We start from the raw sequence: 18,558 nt of genomic DNA on the forward strand, positions 1-18,558 counted from the left end.
CTTTGTTCCCCGATGATACAAAAGATCAGCCGAGCAGGTGGGCGTTGACCGCGCGGGCCGCCTCGGCGAGCTCCGGCAGCTCCACCACCTCGACCCCGGCCGCCGCCAGCAGGGCCGTGCCCTGGCAGTCGGCGACGAACAGGTCCGGCTCGCGCCAGGCCACCACCACCCGCGGCACGCCCGCCGCGATCAGCAGCCGGGCGCACGGCGCCGGCCGCGAGGCGCGCTGTCCGCACGGTTCGAGCGAGCTGTAGACGGTCGCCCCGCGCAGCCGCGGGTCGCCGGCCGGGAGCTTGCCGAGGGCCGCCTCCTCGGCGTGGTCGTGCGCGTCGCCCTCCCGGCTGTAGCCCTCCGCCAGGACCTCGCCGTCGGCGCCGACGATCACCGCGCCGACCGAGAAGGCCGTCGCGGACGGCGGGCAGCGGCGGGAGAGTTCGACGGCCCGGCGCAGGTGGTCGAGGTCGGTGGTCGCGGGACGGGCTCCGGTCACGGGGCGGGCTCCTTCGGGGCGTACCTGAGCAGGACGACGTCGTCCACCGTACGTGCCTCCAGCAGGCGCATCCGCCGGGCCGGGCCACCCGGGAACGCGGCCGGGCGGACGAACCTCGGCGCCTCGGCCTGGCCGACCAGCAGCGGGGCGACCGCCAGCTGGAGCTCGTCCGCCAGGCCCTGGGCCAGGAACTGGGTGTGCACGCCGCCGCCGCCCTCGACCATCAGTCGGCGCACCCCGCGCGCGCCCAGGTCGTCCAGCACCGCGCCGAGGTCCACCGCGCCGCCGAGCGCGACCACCTCGGCCAGCCCGTCCAGGCGGGGCCGCAGCACGGTCGCGCCGGCGTCCGTGGTGTAGGCGAGCCGGGCGCCGCCGGTGTGCCAGAAGCGCAGGCCGGCGTCGAGCGCGCCGCTCGCGCTGAGCGTCACCTTCAGCGGGTACTCGGCGCGGCCGTCCGCGAGCCGGGCGGCCCGGCGTGCGGGGTCGTTGACCAGTAGGCGCGGATTGTCGGCGCGCAGCGTGTTGCCGCCGACCAGGACGGCGTCGGCGGCCGCGCGCTCGGCGTCGACCCGGTCGAAGTCGGCCCGGTTGGAGAGCAGCAGGCGGTCGGGGGAGGCGTCGTCGAGGTGGCCGTCGAGGGACATTGCGGCGCTCAGCATGACGAAGGGGCGCTGGCCGGGCATGGGCGGGGGGACCGTTCTCTCGGGTGCGCCCCCACGGTACGGCCGCCGGGGGTGGTGCAGTCGCCGGGTGATCGACAGGTGAGACGAATCTTCTCGACATCCGGAACGTCCGCTAGCGTCGAAGGCGTCGCGGAAACCGACCACGCCCCAGGGGGACACCATGACCGGACAGCAGCCCGCCACCGTCTACACCCACGGCTACCAGGAGGCCGTGCTGCGCTCGCACCGCTCCCGGACGGCCGCCGACTCGGCCGCCTACCTGCTGCCCGAACTGCGCCCTGGGCAGGCGCTGCTGGACATCGGCTGCGGGCCCGGCACGATCACCGCCGACCTGGCCGAGCTGGTCGGCCCGGGCGGTCGCGTGGTGGCCGTGGACACCTCCGGCGAGGTGCTGGAGCAGGCCGCCGCGTACGTGGCCGGCCGGGGCCTGTCCAATGTCGTGTTCGAGATCGCCGATGTCCACGAACTGCCACACCAGGAAGGTGAGTTCGATGTGGTGCACGCCCACCAGGTGTTGCAGCACGTGGCCGACCCGGTGGCCGCGCTGCGCGAGATGCGCCGGGTCGCGGCGCCGGGCGGTGTGGTCGCGGCCCGGGACGTCGACTACGCGTCGATGACCTGGTTCCCCGAGGCGCCCGCGCTGGACCGCTGGCTGGAACTGTACGAGCGGATCGCCCGCGCCAACGGCGGCGAGCCGGACGCCGGGCGGCGGCTGCTGTCCTGGGCGCGGGCGGCGGGCTTCACCGACATCGCCGCGACCGCCACCACCTGGACGTACACGACGCCCGAGCAGCGCGCCTGGTGGGGCGGGATGTGGGCGGACCGGGTGACCGGCTCCGCCATCGGTCGGACGGCGGTGGAGCGGGGCTTCGCGGACCGGACCGAACTGGCGCGGATCGCGGCCGGCTGGCAGGAGTGGAGTGCCGCCGGGGACGGCTGGTTCTCCATGCTGCACGGCGAGATCCTGGCGCGCGGCTGACCGGGGGCAGGGTCGGGGCAGGACCGGGGGCAGGGTCGAGATCGGGGCCGGGCCAGGGCGGCCCCGCAGATGGCGGCGAGGCGACGGGGTGGGGGAAACGGTCGCGCGGGCGTTCGGAAAGATCGGGTAAAGTCGCGCGTCCGCTCGTACCGGGGCCGTTCGGGCCCGTCCGGCCCGCTGCTGGAGGGGGCGAGCCGACGAGTCGAGCTGCCGAGTCGATGCCCGTACCGGCGGGCCGGGGGAGTCCACGTGTCCAAGCCTGCGTCCGAGCCGCCCGCGGCCGATCCCCGCATACCGGCCCACGAGGCCGCGACGGCGAAGCAGGCCGAGCGGACGGGGCAGTCGGAGCAGGCGGAGCAGCAGGCGCAGCCCGAGCCTCCCGCGCCCGCCGCCCCGCCCGTGCCGACCGCCCCGCCCGTGCCTGCCAACCCGTGGGCCGCGCCCCTGCCGTCGCAGGCCCCGCCGCAGCCCCCGCCCCCGCTGCTGCCCGCCGGCGGCTGGGCATCGGTGCCGCCCGCCGCACAGTCCGGCCTCCAGCCCGGCTTCCCCTACCCCCGGCCCGCCCCCGTCACCAACGGTTTCGCGGTCGCCGCCCTGGTGACCGGCCTGGTCGTGGTGGCGCCGGTGGCCCTGGTGTTCGGCATCATCGCGCTGGTCCAGATCAACCGCCGCAAGGAGCGCGGCTTCGGCATGGCGGTGACCGGCCTGGTGCTCGGCGTGGTCGGCACGGTGCTGCTGTCGCTCGCCGTGGCCGGTTCGACCTTCGAGTTCCCCGGGGGCGGCAGGTTCGACCAGTCCACGAAGGCCCCGGCCGGATCCGTCCCGTGGGCCGCGCTGAAGTCCGGGGATTGCTACAACACCCCCGAGAACGGCAGCCGGGCCGACCCCGAGGGCGGCGACGAGACGCTCTACTGGGTCCGCCGGGTGCCGTGCTCGGCCGCGCACCACGGCGAGGTGGCCGGCACCGCCCGGATCCCGGCGAGCGACGGCCCGTCCTACCCGGGCGAGGCGACGGTCCGCCTGCAGGCCGCCGACCTGTGCCGCACGGTGCTCGACGACTACGCCCTCGACCAGTGGGCGATCCCGGACGGCATGGACGACGTCTACCTCTACCCGACGCGGGGCAACTGGAGGTCCGGCGACCGCTACGTCACCTGCGCGTTCGAGGACCGCGACGGCGAGCACCTGGGGACGGTCCGCACCGACCGGGGCAGCCTGAACCCCGCCCAGCTGGCCTACCTGGAGGCCGTCCGGGGCTTCAACGACGCCTACGCGGAGCAGCCGAGCAAGGGCTTCGCGGACGCGTCGTCCGAGTACCGGACGTGGGCCCGGCGGATGTCCACCGCCTCCCACGCGGAGGCCACGGCGCTGAACAAGGCGTCGGCGGCGTGGCCTGCCGAGGTCAAGCCGGCGGTCCGCAAGCTGGCCGCGGCCCAGGAGGCGGCCGCGACCGCCTGGGACGCGGCGGCCTCCGGCGACGACCTGGAGGGCGACGTCCGACGGGCCCGGGCGCTGGTGACCAAGTCGGTGCCGCTCAGCATCGAGATCCGGCGCGGGCTCGGCCTGTCCACCGGCGAGCAGGTGCCCGACCTCCAGGTCTGAGCCGCCGAGGGGTCTGAGCCGCCGAGGGGTCTGAGCCGCCGACGGTTCTGAGCCGCCGGGCGCGGCCGGGTTACCCGCCGTTAACCGCGCCCGTACCTGCCGGTAGCGAGCTGTCCGTAGCGTCGTGGGGGCGGATCCCCGGCCCGACCCCCACGCAGGCCGGGGATACGCTCCCCGCCATGAGCGCCTTTCGGGTGATGCGGCAGGACGACAACGGCAACCGCTTCCTGGTCGCGGGCGGGCTCGACCGCCTCGCGGCGGAGCGGCTGGCGGCCGAGTTCGAGGCCCGCGGCCACAAGCAGCTGTACTGGGTCGAGGCCGAGCCCGAGGCCGAGGCTGCGGACGGCGCGGGGGCGGACACGCCCTAAGGTCGGGCCCATGGACAAGGCCAGCGAGAACCCCGTCGAGCCCCGGATCGTCGTCGGCGGCGCCCTCATCCACCGGGGCCGGGTGCTCGCCGCCCGGCGCAGCGCGCCCGCGGCGGTGGCGGGGCGCTGGGAGTTCCCGGGCGGGAAGGCCGAACCCGGCGAGACCGAGGCGCAGGCGCTGGAGCGGGAGCTGCTGGAGGAACTGGGCGTCCGGGCGCGGGCGCTGGAGCGGCTGCCGGGCGCGTGGAGCGTCCGGCCGGGTCTGGAGCTGCGCTTCTGGGCGGCCGAGCTGCTGGCCGGCGACCCCCGTCCCCTGGAGGACCACGACGAGCTGCGCTGGCTCGGCCCGGCCGAGCTGGACAGCGTCGACTGGATCGAGCACGACCGCGACGTCCTGCCGCACGTCGCCCGGTTGCTCCATGCATAGGGCGGCCTGAGCCGGTGTGCGACGCGCGGGGTACGGGGTAGGTCAATCAGACAAGACGACCCGGCGGCCGGGATAGCCTGGGTTCTGCTGGGTATGTCACTTTTCGGCACTATTCGTCACCATCGGTGAGCCGCCCCAGCCGGCGACGCCGATCCCGACCAGAGCCGGAGGCCCCGTCGGTGTCGAGTACCGGGAACGGCGGCGGAGGAGCACGGCGGACAGGCGCCGCGGGGAGCGCAGCCGCCCGTGCCCGGCTGCGCCGGAGTGCCCAGCCCGCCGCCCCGCAGTCGCCGGCCGGCCGCCGTCGGCGGGACGCCGCCGATGCCCCCGACGTCCCGCGACCCGACCAGCCGGCGCCGGCCCTGGCTGTCCCCGTCTCCGACCCGGGCCCCCAGCCCGGCCTGCGCAGCCGGCCCGCCCGACCGTTCCCCGGCGGGCCGTCCGACGCCCCGTACGGCCCCGGCGTGCCGGGCGAGGGCAGCCTGCTCGACATGCTGAAGGTCGCCATCGCGATCCTGGACACCGCGGGCCGGGTGGTGCTCTGGAGCCCGGCCGCCGAGGAACTGCTCGGCTGGCCGAACGAGCTGCTGGTCGGCCGCCGGATCGACGAGCTGATCCCCGACGAGGAGCAGGTCGGCCGGATCCGGGCCGCGATCCAGGACACCCTGCGCCACGGCCGCTGGGCCGGCAACGCCGAACTGCGCGACCGGGACGGCGTGCCGATCGCGGTGGACGCCCGGATCTCCCTCCTGGTGGACGGCGACGGCACCCCGTTCCTCCAGGTCAACATGGCCGAGGCGGCCGCCGTCCGGGCCGTCGAGCGCGACCTCGCCGTCCGTGACGCGCTGTTCGAGCAGTCCCCGCTGGGCATCGCGATCATGGACACCGAGCTGCGCTACACCGCCGTCAACCAGACCCTGGCCGAGATGAACGGCGTCGCCTTGGAGGACCACGTCGGCCGGACCACCGGCGAGACCCTGCCCGAGCGGGCCGCCGACGAGGTCACCGCGATCCAGCGCCAGGTGCTGGCCACCGGCGAGCCGGTCATCGACGTCACCCTGGCCTCCCCGGTCACCGCCCGCTCCGGCTACCGCTCGATCTCCTACAGCCGGATGACCGACCGCTCCGGCCGGGTGCTCGGCATCTCCGGCACCGTGATGGACGTGACCGAGCGCTACCGCGCCGTCGCCAAGGTCGAGCACGCCCGGCGCCGGCTCTCGCTGCTCAACGAGTTCGGCTCCCGGGTCGGCGACCTGCTCGACGCCGCCAGGATCGCCCAGGAGCTCGCCAGCTCCGTCGTCCCCCGGCTCACCGACCACTCCGCGGTGATCCTGCTGCAGGCCGTCGCGCACGGCGACGACCTGCCCCGGCACGGCCACGACCGCCGTACCTCGCTGCTCCAGCTCGGCACCGCCTCCGTCCAGGACGGCCCCGAGGTCGAGGTGATGCTCCGCCGCGGCGCCCGGATCACCTTCGCCGAGGACTCCGCCTGCGGCCGGGTGCTGCGCACCGGCGTCCCCGAACTGCTCTCCGGCGCGGACCAGCTCGACGACGTGACGTACCCCGGCGACCCGAAGACGCAGGCCGCCCACGACCTGGGCGTGCACTCCATGCTGGTCGTCCCGCTGCGCGCCCGCGGCATCGTGATCGGCCTGCTGCTGGTAAGCCGGGGCGGCTACCGGGAGGGCTTCGACCGGGACGACCTGGCCTTCACCGTCGAGCTGGCCGACCGGGCCGGCAGCTCGCTGGACAACGCCCGGCTGTACGCCCGCGAGCGCACCGCCGCGCTCACCCTCCAGCGCACCCTGCTCCCGCAGCAGGTCCCGCAGCCCACCGGCGTCGAGGTCGCCTACCGGTACGTGCCCGGCAGCAGCGGCGCCGAGGTCGGCGGCGACTGGTTCGACGTCATCCCGCTGCCCGGCGACCGCACCGCGCTGGTGGTCGGCGACGTGATGGGCCACGGACTGCGGGCCGCCGCCACCATGGGCCGGCTGCGCACCGCCGTCCGGGTGCTGGCCGCCCTCGACCTGCCGCCGGACGTCCTGCTGCGGCACGTCCACGAACTGGCCGACGACCTGGCCCAGGGCCCGGACGAGGCGCTGCTCGCCACCTGCGTCTACGCGGTGTTCGACCCGGGGACGGCCAGACTGACCGTCGCCAAGGCCGGGCACATCCCGCCCGTCCTGGTGGTGCCGGGCGAGGAGGGCGGGGAGCCGACCCGGACCGGCGGCCCGCTGCGCGGCGGCGCGGGCCGGATCCTCGACCTCCCCTCCGGCGCCCCGCTCGGCGTCGGCGGCGTCCCGTTCGAATCCGTCGAACTGAAGATCCCCGAGGGCAGCCTGCTTGCCCTCTGCACCGACGGCCTGGTCGAGTCCCGGGACAAGGACCTCGACGTCGGTCTCGGCCGGCTGGTCACCGTGCTCCAGGAGCCGCACGCCTCCATCCAGGCCGCCTGCGAGGCCGTGCTCGGCACCATGGAGCAGGGCCGCGAGCCGGACGACGTCGCGCTGCTGCTGGCCCGGCTCGGCCACGGCCAGGCCGGCACCCCGACGGTCGGCTGGACCCTGCCCGCCGAGCCCACCGCCGTCTCCCGGGCCCGTCGGCTGGTCCGCTCCGCGCTTGCCGAGTGGGGTGTCGAGGAGCTCACCGACACCACGGAGCTGCTGGTCAGCGAGCTGGTCACGAACGCCGTCCGGTACGCCAGCGCCCCCATCGGCGTGCGGCTGACGCTCGGCGAGACGCTGCTGGTCGAGATCTCCGACCCGCTGCCCGACCCGCCCCGGGAGCGGCACGCGGCCGAGGCCGACGAGGGCGGCCGGGGCCTGGAACTGGTCCGTCGCCTGGCACTGCGTTGGGGTGCCCGGGCCGAGGGCATCGGCAAGGTGGTCTGGTTCGAGCAGACGCTGCCGGGTAATGAGCCCGACGAGTCATAGGGAGCGCAGCGGGTCGGGGGCGTGAGCCCGAGCGGGGGCGAGGAGGACGGAACCGCATATGCCAGCAGGTGGCCGGGGGGAGCGCGCAGCCCGGAAGGGGGCGCGGACGTGGCATTGTGGTTGCGCGGGCGGTAGGACAAAAACCTTCGCCCGATCTGATGTTGTGATGTTGAGGGCGTGTGAACGTACCCCTCGATGATGAATACTCGGTCTTCTCGACATCCGGACGGTCGCGGGTTGGAGGGGTCGGTCCGTTGAACAGCACCCCGGCGCGGAACGCGCCGAGCAGCAGCGGTCATGCTGTCGTGCCCGGGCAGGCCGGTTCACCGCACCTGCCCGTACCGGCGGACCCGCCCGGCGCCGGCCCCGTGGGCCTCGGTCACCACCCCGGGGCCGCGGACCACCCGTGGGGCGCGGGCGGCCCCGGGTCGATCTACGACTACATCCGGGTCGCCACCTTCACCATCGGCCCCGACGGCCGGATCAGCCAGTGGAGCGAGCGCGCCGCCGAGTTCTTCGGCGTCCCCGCCCCCGACGCCGTCGGCGCCGACCCGATCACCACCTTCGTCCCCCGCGAACTCTGGCAGCGCGGCCGCGCGCGGCTGGAACGCGCCCTGGCCGGCGAGGAGTGGGTCGGCACCGCCCCCTACCGGGACGCCGCCGGCGGCGAGGGCCTCGCCGAGCTCTACCTGATGCCCGACAGCGCCCTGCCCACCGCCGGCGCCACCTGCCTGGCCGTCGACCTCGGCCGACTGCGCCGGGTCGAGACCGACCTCGCCGCCTCCGAGGCCGTCTTCGGGCAGACACCCACCGGCTTCATCCTCTTCGACGACCGGCTGCGCCTCCAGCGGGTCAACGACGCCTTCGCCTCCGGCATGGGCCTGGCCCCCACCGACCTCGAAGGCCTCACCCCGCACGACCTCTTCCCGCCGTCCGAGGCCGACCGCCTCACCGCCGCCCTGCGCAAGGTCCTCGCCACCGGCGAGCCCGTCTTCGACCTGCGCTTCCACGGCGCCGTCCCCACCCGCGAGGGCAACCGGCTCTGGGCCGTCTCGCTGTACCGCCTCAACGGCGCGGCCGGACAGCCGATCGGCCTCGCCGGGCAGGTCTCCGACGTCACCAGCCGGCACGTCGCCGAGCGCGAGGCCGACGGCGTCCGCCGCAACCTCGCCCTGCTCAACGAGGCCAGCGCGCACATCGGCTCCACCCTCGACCTGGAGACCACCGCCAAGGAACTGCTCGACGTCGTCGTCCCGCCGTTCTGCGACCTCGCCACCGTCGACCTGTACACCGCGCTGCTCTCCGGCGAGACCGTGCCCAGCGCCGGCCGGCTCGGCGACACCGTGCTCACCGACGGCAGCGGCGAACTGCGCCGGGTCGCCGTCTCCAGCGTCATCGGCGGCGCCTCCTCGGTGCTCGGCTCGGTCACCGGCCTGCCCATCGCCGAGGCCGGCGGCACCCTCTGTTACCCGCGACGCTCCCCGCACGCCCGGGCGCTGCGCACCGGCCGCAGCGTCGTCCCCGAGCCCGGGCCCGACCCGCTGCTGCGCTCCACCCTGATCGTCCCGCTGGTCGCCCGCGACCAGGTGCTCGGCCTCGTCCAGCTCTCCCGTGCGATCGGCAGCGAGCCCTTCGACGCCCGCGACGTCGCCATCGCCGAGGAACTCGTCGCCCGCGCCGCCGTCTGCATCGACAACGCCCGGCTCTACCGCCGCGAGCACGAGCGCGCCCTGATCCTCCAGCGCAGCCTGCTGCCCCCGGGCAACCCGGCCGCCAGCGGCCTGGAGATCGCCTGCCGCTACCTGCCCAGCAACAACAACACCGAGGTCGGCGGCGACTGGTTCGACGTCATCCCGCTGCCCGGCAACCGCACCGCCCTGGTCATCGGCGACGTGATGGGGCGCGGCCTGCGCGCCGCCGTCGCCATGGGCCAGCTGCGCACCGCCGTCCGCACCCTCGCCATGCTCGACCTGGAGCCCGGCGAGGTGCTCACCGCCCTCGACGAGATCGCCCGCGGCCTCGGCGGCGACACCGTGGCGGCCGGCCCGCCCACCCCGTACGGCCGGCTCACCTCCGCCGCCGACGAGGAGGCCCGCGAGGTCTACCTGGCCACCTGCGTCTACGCGGTCTACGACGCCGTCACCCGGCGCTGCTGGATCGCCAACGCCGGCCACCTGCCGCCCGTCCTGCTCAGCCCCGGCGAACCCGCCCGGATGCTCGACGTCCCGCCCGGCCTGCCGCTCGGCGTCGGCGGCGAGCCCTTCGAGGAGGTCGAGCTGACCCTCCCGGACGGCGCCATCCTCGGCCTCTACACCGACGGCCTGGTGGAGAGCCGCAAGCACCAGCTGGACGAGGGCCTGCGCGGCTTCCGCACCGCGCTGTCGGCCAAGGGCAAGGGCCTCGAAGAACTCTGCGAGCACGTCCTCGGCGAGCTCAACCCGCACCACGGCGAGGACGACATCGCCCTGCTGATGGCCAAGGTGCACGCCTTCCCCGAGGACGCCGTCGGCAACTGGTTCCTGCCGCCCGAGCCCACCTCCGTCGCCAAGGCCCGCGAGCTGGCCTGCAGCTGGCTGCTGACCCGCGGCCTGGAGGAGCTCGTGGACACCACCGAGCTGCTGGTCAGCGAACTGGTCACCAACGCGCTCAAGCACGGCCGGGGCGAGATCCGGCTGCGGCTGCTGCGCGATCGCGGCCTGGTCTGCGAGGTCTGGGACGACGGCTACGCCCAGCCCAGGCAGCGGCGCGCCCAGGAGACCGACGAGGGCGGGCGCGGCCTGCAACTGGTCAGCCTGCTGGCCGAGCGCTGGGGCAGTCGGCGGACGCCCAAGGGCAAGATCGTCTGGTTCGAGCTGGGGCTCTAGGGCGGCTGGAGGCCCTCGGAGGTTCGGCCGTCCGGGTGCAGTCGGCGGGCGGTCCGCCGTGTCGGCCCGGGCCCGGGCACCCGGACGGCGTTCCATGGCCGCCATGCGCGTCCGCCAGCTCACCACCGCAGCCGTCGCGCTGCTGCTCGCCGCCGGCCTCGGCGGCTGCTCCGACGGCCCGGATCCGGCCCGTACCCCCGACCCCGCGCCGGCCTCGGCCGACCCCACCTCCGGCACCGGGGACGTCCGGACCGCCGACCGCACCGCCGTCCGGGGCGGCGGCAAGCTGCGCTGGGCCGTGGACGGCGTCCCGGCCACGCTCAACGTCTACCAGGGCGAGGCGACCGCCGACTCGGCACTGCTCGCGCACGCCCTCTACCCCTCGCTGTTCCGGCCCGACGGGCACGGCCGGCTCGTCCCCGACCCGGACTACCTGGTCGGCGCCGAGTCCACCCCGCCCGGGAAGCAGCCGCAGGTCGTCACCTACCGGCTCAACCCGCGCGCGGTCTGGAGCGACGGCACCCCGCTCACGGCCGCCGACCTGACCGCCCAGCGGGCCGCCCTCTCCGGCCTCGACCCGGCCTACCAGGGCGGCCGCCCGACCGGGTACGACGCCATCGAGGCGATCGCCCAGGGCGCCGACCCGCACGAAGTCCGGGTGACCTTCCGGCGCCCGTACGCCGAATGGCGCTCGCTGTTCGGCCCGCTCTACCCGGCGGCCGAGACGGCCACCCCGGCCGCGTTCAACCGGGCGCTGACCGGCGGCGAGCACCTGAGCGCCGGGCCGTACACCGTCTCCGGGTACGACGCCGCGGGCGGGCAGGTCGTCCTCGCCCGCAACCCGCGGTGGTGGGGGGACCAGCCGAAGACCGACCGGATCGAGTTCATCGCCGCGCCGCCGGAGGGCCGGCTGGACGCGCTCGACCAGAACCGGCTGGACATCGCCCCGCTCACCGCGGCGGTGGACCAGGCGGTGCCCGCGCCCGCTCCGGCCGCCTCCGCCACGCCCACCGCCTCCGCCGCGCCGACCGCCGTGCCGACCGACACCCCGGCCGCCTCCGGCACGCCGACCGCCGAGGCGGCGCCCCCGGGCGCCGCACCCGAGGCCGCGGCGCTGGCCCTGCGGCGGGCCGAGGGACTGCACGGCGTCATCGTGCACCGGGCCGTCGGCGCCTCGCTCACCCAGCTCACCCTCAACTCCGCCCACGGCCCGCTCGCCGACCCGGCCCTGCGGCTCGCCCTGACCCGCGCCGTCGACCGGCGGCGGATCGCCGACGCCGCGCTCACCCCGCTCGGCCTGCCCGGCGCCCCGCTGGGCAGCCACCTGCTCGCCGGCGACCAGGACGGCTACCGCGACAACAGTGCGGCCGCCGGCCCGGCCGACGCCGCCCGGCTGTTCGACGAGGCGGGCTGGAAGCGGCCCGACACCGGCGGCACCCGCACCAAGGACGACAAGGAGCTCACCCTCACCCTGCTCGTCCCGGCCGGCTCCGCGACCGCCAAGCGGACCGCCGACGCGCTCGCCGCCGACCTCGGCGAGTCCGGTGTCGAGGTGAAGGCCGTGACGGCGTCCGCCGACACCTTCGTCCAGGACCAGTTGGCCGCCGGGGAGTACGACCTCGCCCTGTTCTCCTGGCCCGCCGGCACCAGCCCGGCGAGCGAGCAGCGGCCCGTCTACGCCAAGCCCCGGCCCGACGCCGACGGCACCCTCGACCTCGGCAGCAACTACGCCCGCAGCGGAACCGAGGAGATCGACCGGCTCTTCGACCGCGCCACCGCCGAGCTCGACCCGGCCGCCCGGCTCGGCCTGCTCCAGGAGGCGGACGTGCGGATCTGGCAGCTCGGCCACTCGGTGCCGCTCTACCAGCGGCCCGAGCTGGTCGGCGTCCGGGCGGGCGTCGCGGGCGCCGGGGTCTGGGGGTACGGCTGGCCGCGCTTCCAGGACGTGGGGTGGAGCGGCTGAGCCCGTTCCCCGGGCCCGTCGGAGCCGGTCGGAGAGCGAACACCGGGTGACGAACGGGTGACCTGTCTGTGATCTTGATCCCGCCCGACCTGCCCGTTTCTGCTCACCTGGGCGCTTCCCCGTACGATAGGAGGAAGCCGAGGCATGTCCGTTGCCACGGCGGGTGGACCGGTAGTAGCAGGCGGAACGGGCGGCGGCGATCCAAAGGGATCGCTGGTCGGCGTCTCGCGGCCGGGCGCCGCAACCCACGATTCCAGGAGAATCAGCTAGGCATGCCCACGCGCAACGACATCCGCAACGTCGCTATCGTCGCCCACGTCGACCACGGCAAGACCACTCTGGTCGACGCCATGCTGAAGCAGGCCGGCGCCTTCGCCGCCCACCAGCACCTCGACGACCGGATGATGGACTCGAACGACCTGGAGCGCGAGAAGGGCATCACCATTCTCGCGAAGAACACCGCCGTCAAGTACCACCCGAAGGATGGTGGCGCGCCGATCACCATCAACATCATCGACACCCCGGGCCACGCCGACTTCGGTGGCGAGGTCGAGCGCGGTCTGTCGATGGTGGACGCCGTCGTCCTGCTGGTCGACGCCTCCGAGGGCCCGCTGCCGCAGACGCGCTTCGTGCTCCGCAAGGCGCTCACCGCCCGGCTGCCCGTCATCCTCTGCATCAACAAGACGGACCGCCCGGACTCCCGGATCGACGAGGTCATCAACGAGACCTACGACCTGTTCCTGGACCTGGACGCGGACGAGGACCAGATCGAGTTCCCGATCGTCTACGCCTGTGCCCGTGACGGCGTCGCCTCGCTGACCAAGCCGGAGAACGGCACCGTCCCGGCCGACAGCACCAGCCTGGAGCCGTTCTTCTCCACCCTGCTGGAGCACGTCCCGGCCCCGACCTACGAGGCCGACGCGCCGCTCCAGGCCCACGTCACCAACCTCGACGCCGACAACTTCCTCGGCCGCATCGCGCTGCTGCGCGTCGAGCAGGGCGAGCTGCGCAAGGGCCAGACCGTGGCCTGGATCAAGCGCGACGGCACCATCTCCAGCGTCCGCATCTCGGAGCTGCTGATGACCGAGGCGCTCACCCGCAAGCCGGCCGAGGTGGCGGGCCCGGGTGACATCTGCGCCGTCGCCGGCATCTCCGAGATCATGATCGGCGAGACCCTCGCCGACCCGGAGAACCCGATCGCGCTGCCGCTGATCACGGTGGACGAGCCGGCCATCTCGATGACCATCGGCACCAACACCTCGCCGCTGGTCGGCCGTGGCGGCAGCGGCAAGGGCGCGGACGCGAAGTCCAGCGGCAAGGTGGACCGCAAGGTCACCGCCCGCCAGGTGAAGGACCGCCTGGACCGCGAGCTGATCGGTAACGTCTCGCTGCGCGTCCTGGAGACCGAGCGCCCGGACGCCTGGGAGGTGCAGGGCCGTGGTGAGCTGGCGCTGGCCATCCTGATCGAGACCATGCGCCGCGAGGGCTTCGAGCTGACCGTCGGCAAGCCGCAGGTCGTCACCAAGCAGGTCAACGGCAAGACCCACGAGCCGGTCGAGCGCCTCACGGTGGACGTGCCGGAGGAGCACATGGGCGCGGTCACGCAGCTCATGGGCGTCCGCAAGGGCCGGATGGACAACATGTCCAACCACGGCTCGGGCTGGGTCCGGATGGAGTTCGTCGTCCCGTCCCGCGGTCTGATCGGTTTCCGGACCGAGTTCCTCACCAGCACCCGCGGCACCGGCATCGCGCACTCGATCCACGAGGGCCACGAGCCGTGGTTCGGCACCCTGACGACCCGTAACAACGGTTCGCTGGTCGCCGACCGGTCCGGTGTGGTCACCGCCTTCGCGATGACCAACCTCCAGGAGCGCGGCGTGCTCTTCTGCGAGCCGGGCACCGAGGTGTACGAGGGCATGATCGTCGGCGAGAACTCGCGCGCCGACGACATGGACGTCAACATCACCAAGGAGAAGAAGCTCACCAACATGCGTTCCTCGAACGCAGACGTGGCCGAGTCGATCGTCCCGCCGCGCAAGCTCTCGCTGGAGCAGTCGCTGGAGTTCTGCCGCGAGGACGAGTGCATCGAGGTGACCCCGGAGACGGTTCGCATCCGTAAGGTCGTCCTCGACGCGAAGGACCGCGGCCGCACCGCCTCGCGCGCCAAGAAGGCGTGATCCGGACGGCTTGACCGGCCTTTGGCCGGAATGCTTCGCCCCCCTTTCCCATGGAGAGGGGGGCGAACTTTTTCAACTACTCCAAGTTGTCGACGGGCGTATTAACGGAATAGCGCTCATCACTCCCAGGTGTCCGCTGAGCGAACGTGACAGTTCGTCATTCATGACGACTGTCCGTTTGGTGCCTGTCTGGCTATGTCTCTTATGTCCGGTTTTCGAAACTTACCGACTGTTCATGTGACCTAATTGAGATCGTCACTGGTCACTTTCGTGTCCGTGCGTGACGGATAGTGGGTGCAGTCAGGCTCGGGTCAAGGGTGACGCGCAGGGGTGCGCGCCGAAACCACGAGCGCGGACGGCACAGCGGGCCAGGTAACACCCGTCCGCAGTGCCCTCCTCGTTGCAACGTCGAATTCAGGAGGCACACCGATGCGTGGTGGGAGCCAGGCCAAGTGGGTTGTCGCAGCTGTTGCGGTCGCCCTCGCCGCGACTGCTTGTAGCAGTGGCGGTTCCACCGGTGGGAGCAGCTCCGATGGCGCTGCGGTCAACGCCCAGGGCGTGTTCAGCTACCAGAGCGGCGAGCCGCAGCGTCCGCTGCAGCCGGCCAACGCCATGGAGAACCAGGGCGGCCGCATCGTCAAGCAGCTCTTCCAGGGCCTTGTCGACTACGACCCCGCCACCGGCGCCCTGCGTAACCAGGTGGCCGACAAGATCGAGACCACTGACTCCAAGAGCTACACCGTCACGCTGAAGTCCGGTTGGACTTTCCACGACGGCACCCCGGTGACGGCCAAGTCCTTCGTGGACTCCTGGAACTGGTCGGCGAACACCAAGAACAACCAGATCAACTCGGACTGGTTCTCCGACATCGTCGGCTACGACGCCGTTCACCCGGAGAAGGGTGACCCGACCGCCGACACCATGTCCGGTCTGAAGGTCGTCGACGACACGCACTTCACCATCGAGCTGACCAGCCCGGTCTCGTACTTCACGTACAAGCTCGGCTACTCGGCCTTCTACCCGCTGCCGACCGGGTTCTTCTCCGACCCGGCGGGCTACGGCCAGAAGCCGGTCGGCAACGGCCCGTACAAGTTCGTCTCGTGGGAGCACAACAAGGCCATCACCCTGGCCGCCTACGACAAGTACGCGGGCGTCAACAAGGCCAAGAACGGCGGCATCGTCTTCCGGAACTACACCTCCGGTGAGGCCGCGTACAAGGACCTGATGTCGGACACCCTCGACGTCCTGGACCAGGTCGACTCGACCGACCTGCCCAAGTACAAGGACGACCTGGGCAAGCGCGCGGTCGACCAGCCGCAGGGCGCCATCCAGAACATCTCCTTCGCGCTGTACAACGCCGAGTGGAACGCTCCGGAGAAGGCCAAGGTCCGCCAGGGCCTGTCGATGGCCATCGACCGTGACACCATCACCAAGACCGTGCTGAACGGCACGCGTCAGCCCGCCGACGCGTTCGTGGCGCCCGGCGTCATGGGCTTCAAGGCCGGCAGCTGCGGCGACGCCTGCAAGTACGACCCGGCGAAGGCCAAGCAGCTCATCGCCGAGGGCAACGGTGTCCCCGGTAACAAGATCACCATCCTGTACAACTCCGATGGCGGTCACAAGGAGTGGGTCGACGCGGTCTGCAACTCGATCCGCCAGGCCACCGGCGTCGAGTGCCTCGGTGACCCGAAGCCCGACTTCAAGACCTCGCGCGACCTGGTGACCAAGCGTCAGGTGTCGAGCATGATGCGTACCGGCTGGGTGCAGGACTACCCGCTGAACGCGAACTTCCTGCGCGACGTCTACGGCACCGGTGCCGCCGCGAACGACGCCGGCTACTCCAGCCCGGAGTTCGACAAGCTCTCCAAGGAGGCCGACGCGGCCACCTCGGTCGAGAAGACCGCGGAGCTCTACCAGCAGGCCGAGGCCGTCCTGGCCAAGGACATGCCGGCCATCCCGCTCTGGTACTACAAGACCAGCTCCGGCTGGTCCAACAACGTCCAGAACGTGAAGTTCGACTCCTTCGGCAACCCGGTCTACACCGACGTCGAGGTCAAGAAGAAGTAATCGGTCGGCACCGCCTGACCCGGTGACAACGGCCGGTGCCCGTCCATCCCCACAAGGGCGAGGACTGGCACCGGCCGTTGGCACGCCGACTTATCTCTGGCCGGGATGACGGGCCCGGCAGAGTCATACATGGAGGCACGATGGGGCGCTTTGTCGCGAGGCGACTGCTCCAGATGATCCCGGTCTTCTTCGGAACGACCTTGCTCATCTTTGTCATGGTGCACTTGCTGCCGGGTGACCCGGTGGCCGCGATGTGGGGCGACAAGGCGCCGGACCCGGCCCAGCTCGCCGCACTGACCCACCAGATGGGCTTCGACAAGCCGTGGTACGAGCAGTACGTCGATTACATGGGGAAACTGCTCACCGGTGACTTCGGAACCACCCTGGCCGGACGGCCGGTGCTCGATGTGATCACCGAGGCGCTGCCGGTCACGGTCCGGCTGGCGCTGCTGGCCTTCATCATCGAGATCGTGCTGGGCGTCTCTGTCGGCCTGTTCGCCGGTCTTCGCCGGGGCAAGGCGTTCGACAAGGGCACCCTGGTCATGACCCTGCTGCTGATCTCGATCCCGGTTCCGGTGCTCGGCTTCATCTTCCAGACGGTCTTCGCGGACGACCTGAAGTGGGTCACGCCGACCGTCCAGGACTCGAACGACATCACCCAGCTGATGCTGCCGGCCATCGTGCTCGGCTCGCTGTCGCTGGCGTACGTGGCGCGCCTCACCCGTACTTCCATAGCCGAGAACATCAAGGCCGACTACGTCCGCACCGCGGTGGCCAAGGGCCTGCCGCGGCGCAAGGTGATCGGCACCCACCTGCTCCGCAACTCGATGATCCCGGTGGTCACCTTCCTCGGCACCGACCTCGGCGCCCTGATGGGCGGCGCGATCGTCACCGAGGGCATCTTCAACGTCAAGGGTGTCGGTAACGCGCTCTTCCACGCGATCAACCTGAAGGAGGGCACGACCGTCTCCGGCTTCGTGGCCTTCCTGGTGCTCGTGTACCTGGCCGCCGGCCTGATCGTCGACCTGCTTTACGCGGTCCTGGACCCGAGGATCCGTTATGCCTGACCTGACCGAGAAGAAGACGGCCGAGGAGATCCCGGCCCAGCGCGCCGCCGACACCGCGGCGGCCAAGCCCGAGAAGGCCCGCAGCCTCGGCTCCGACGCCTGGCACGACCTGCGCCGCAAGCCGATCTTCGTGATCTCCGCGCTGCTGATCCTGCTGCTGATCGTCATCGCGATCGCCCCCGGGCTGTTCACTTCGGCGGACCCGCGCGCCGGCGACCTGCGCGCGCACTACCTGACGAAGCCGAACTACAGCCACTTCTTCCAGGCCGACTGGTTCGGCTACGACCTCCAGGGCCGCAGCATCTACGCCCGGGTGATCTACGGGGCCCGTGCCTCGGTCGTCGTCGGCATCTGCGTCACCGCGGGTGTGACCATCCTCGGCAGCATCACCGGCATGCTGGCCGGCTACTTCGGTGGCTGGGTCGACACGATCATCTCCCGGGTCACCGACATCTTCTTCGGCATCCCGCTGCTGCTCGGCGCCCTGGTGATCCTCAACGCCTTCACCTCGCGCACCATCTGGAGCGTGGTGTTCGCACTGGTCGCCCTGGGCTGGACCCAGATGACCCGTGTCATGCGCGGTTCGGTCATCACCATCAAGCAGGCCGACTTCGTGACGGCGGCCAAGGCGCTCGGCGCCGGCACCAGCCGGATCCTGTGGAAGCACATCCTGCCGAACGCGGTCGCCCCCGTGATCGTCGTCGCCACCATCGCGCTCGGCGGCTACATCGCCACCGAGGCGACGCTGAGCTTCCTCGGCATCGGTCTGCAGGACCCGACCATCTCCTGGGGCATCGACATCAACACCGCCCAGAAGGTGATCCGGACTGCTCCGTTCGCCCTGTTCTTCCCCGCCGGAATGCTGAGCCTCACGGTTCTGGCCTTCATCATGCTCGGCGACGCGGTGCGCGACGCCCTCGACCCGAAGCTCCGCTGAG

11 protein-coding genes and 1 pseudogene are annotated in these 18,558 nt (G+C 72.6%); 11 read left to right on the forward strand and 1 reads right to left on the reverse strand.

The annotated features are described in order from the left end of the window. Window positions 1–25 precede the first annotated feature (25 nt). A pseudogene (locus ACFV6D_RS09230) lies at window positions 26–1,173 on the reverse strand (dihydrofolate reductase family protein). 160 nt (window positions 1,174–1,333) lie between these two features. Here ACFV6D_RS09230 and ACFV6D_RS09235 point away from each other — a divergent pair. The 11 genes from ACFV6D_RS09235 (at window position 1,334) to ACFV6D_RS09285 (ending at window position 18,557) form a co-directional block, all read left to right on the forward strand. Beyond that, on the forward strand, window positions 1,334–2,152 hold the full coding sequence (locus ACFV6D_RS09235) for a methyltransferase domain-containing protein (RefSeq protein ID WP_380559001.1): 819 nt from the start codon (window positions 1,334–1,336) through the stop codon (window positions 2,150–2,152). A 249-nt stretch (window positions 2,153–2,401) separates the two neighbouring features. Beyond that, entirely contained in the window at window positions 2,402–3,754 is a 1,353-nt protein-coding gene (locus ACFV6D_RS09240) for a DUF4190 domain-containing protein (protein WP_380559002.1), read from the forward strand. Window positions 3,755–3,933: 179 nt separating this feature from the next. Further along, a complete protein-coding gene (locus tag ACFV6D_RS09245) occupies window positions 3,934–4,122 on the forward strand; it encodes an SPOR domain-containing protein (protein WP_380559004.1) in 189 nt (62 codons plus the stop codon). Window positions 4,123–4,132: 10 nt separating this feature from the next. Then, on the forward strand, window positions 4,133–4,549 hold the full coding sequence (locus tag ACFV6D_RS09250) for an NUDIX domain-containing protein (protein WP_063347964.1): 417 nt from the start codon (window positions 4,133–4,135) through the stop codon (window positions 4,547–4,549). Between the two features lie 179 nt (window positions 4,550–4,728). Next, on the forward strand, window positions 4,729–7,482 hold the full coding sequence (locus ACFV6D_RS09255; RefSeq protein ID WP_380559006.1) for a SpoIIE family protein phosphatase: 2,754 nt from the start codon (window positions 4,729–4,731) through the stop codon (window positions 7,480–7,482). A gap of 254 nt (window positions 7,483–7,736) precedes the next feature. Further along, a complete protein-coding gene (locus ACFV6D_RS09260) occupies window positions 7,737–10,346 on the forward strand; it encodes a SpoIIE family protein phosphatase (protein WP_380423917.1) in 2,610 nt (869 codons plus the stop codon). A gap of 103 nt (window positions 10,347–10,449) precedes the next feature. Then, window positions 10,450–12,309: an ABC transporter family substrate-binding protein gene (locus ACFV6D_RS09265; RefSeq protein ID WP_380559008.1), complete on the forward strand. Its 1,860-nt coding sequence runs from the start codon at window positions 10,450–10,452 to the stop codon at window positions 12,307–12,309. 272 nt (window positions 12,310–12,581) lie between these two features. Continuing rightward, window positions 12,582–14,486 (forward strand): translational GTPase TypA, encoded by a 1,905-nt coding sequence (gene typA / locus ACFV6D_RS09270; RefSeq protein ID WP_063347962.1) that lies wholly within the window; start codon window positions 12,582–12,584, stop codon window positions 14,484–14,486. A 429-nt stretch (window positions 14,487–14,915) separates the two neighbouring features. Next, window positions 14,916–16,553 carry an ABC transporter substrate-binding protein gene (locus ACFV6D_RS09275; RefSeq protein WP_063347961.1) on the forward strand — a complete coding sequence of 546 codons (1,638 nt, stop codon included), beginning with the start codon at window positions 14,916–14,918 and terminating at the stop codon, window positions 16,551–16,553. A gap of 140 nt (window positions 16,554–16,693) precedes the next feature. Then, window positions 16,694–17,620, forward strand: a complete 927-nt coding sequence (locus ACFV6D_RS09280) for an ABC transporter permease (protein WP_063347960.1) — start codon at window positions 16,694–16,696, stop codon at window positions 17,618–17,620. Continuing rightward, a complete protein-coding gene (locus tag ACFV6D_RS09285; RefSeq protein ID WP_063347959.1) occupies window positions 17,613–18,557 on the forward strand; it encodes an ABC transporter permease in 945 nt (314 codons plus the stop codon). The genes ACFV6D_RS09280 and ACFV6D_RS09285 overlap by 8 nt, the downstream gene beginning before the upstream one ends. Window position 18,558 lies beyond the last annotated feature (1 nt).

Origin of the sequence: Kitasatospora sp. NPDC059812 (assembly GCF_042732075.1) — a bacterium.
Lineage (GTDB): Bacteria > Actinomycetota > Actinomycetes > Streptomycetales > Streptomycetaceae > Kitasatospora.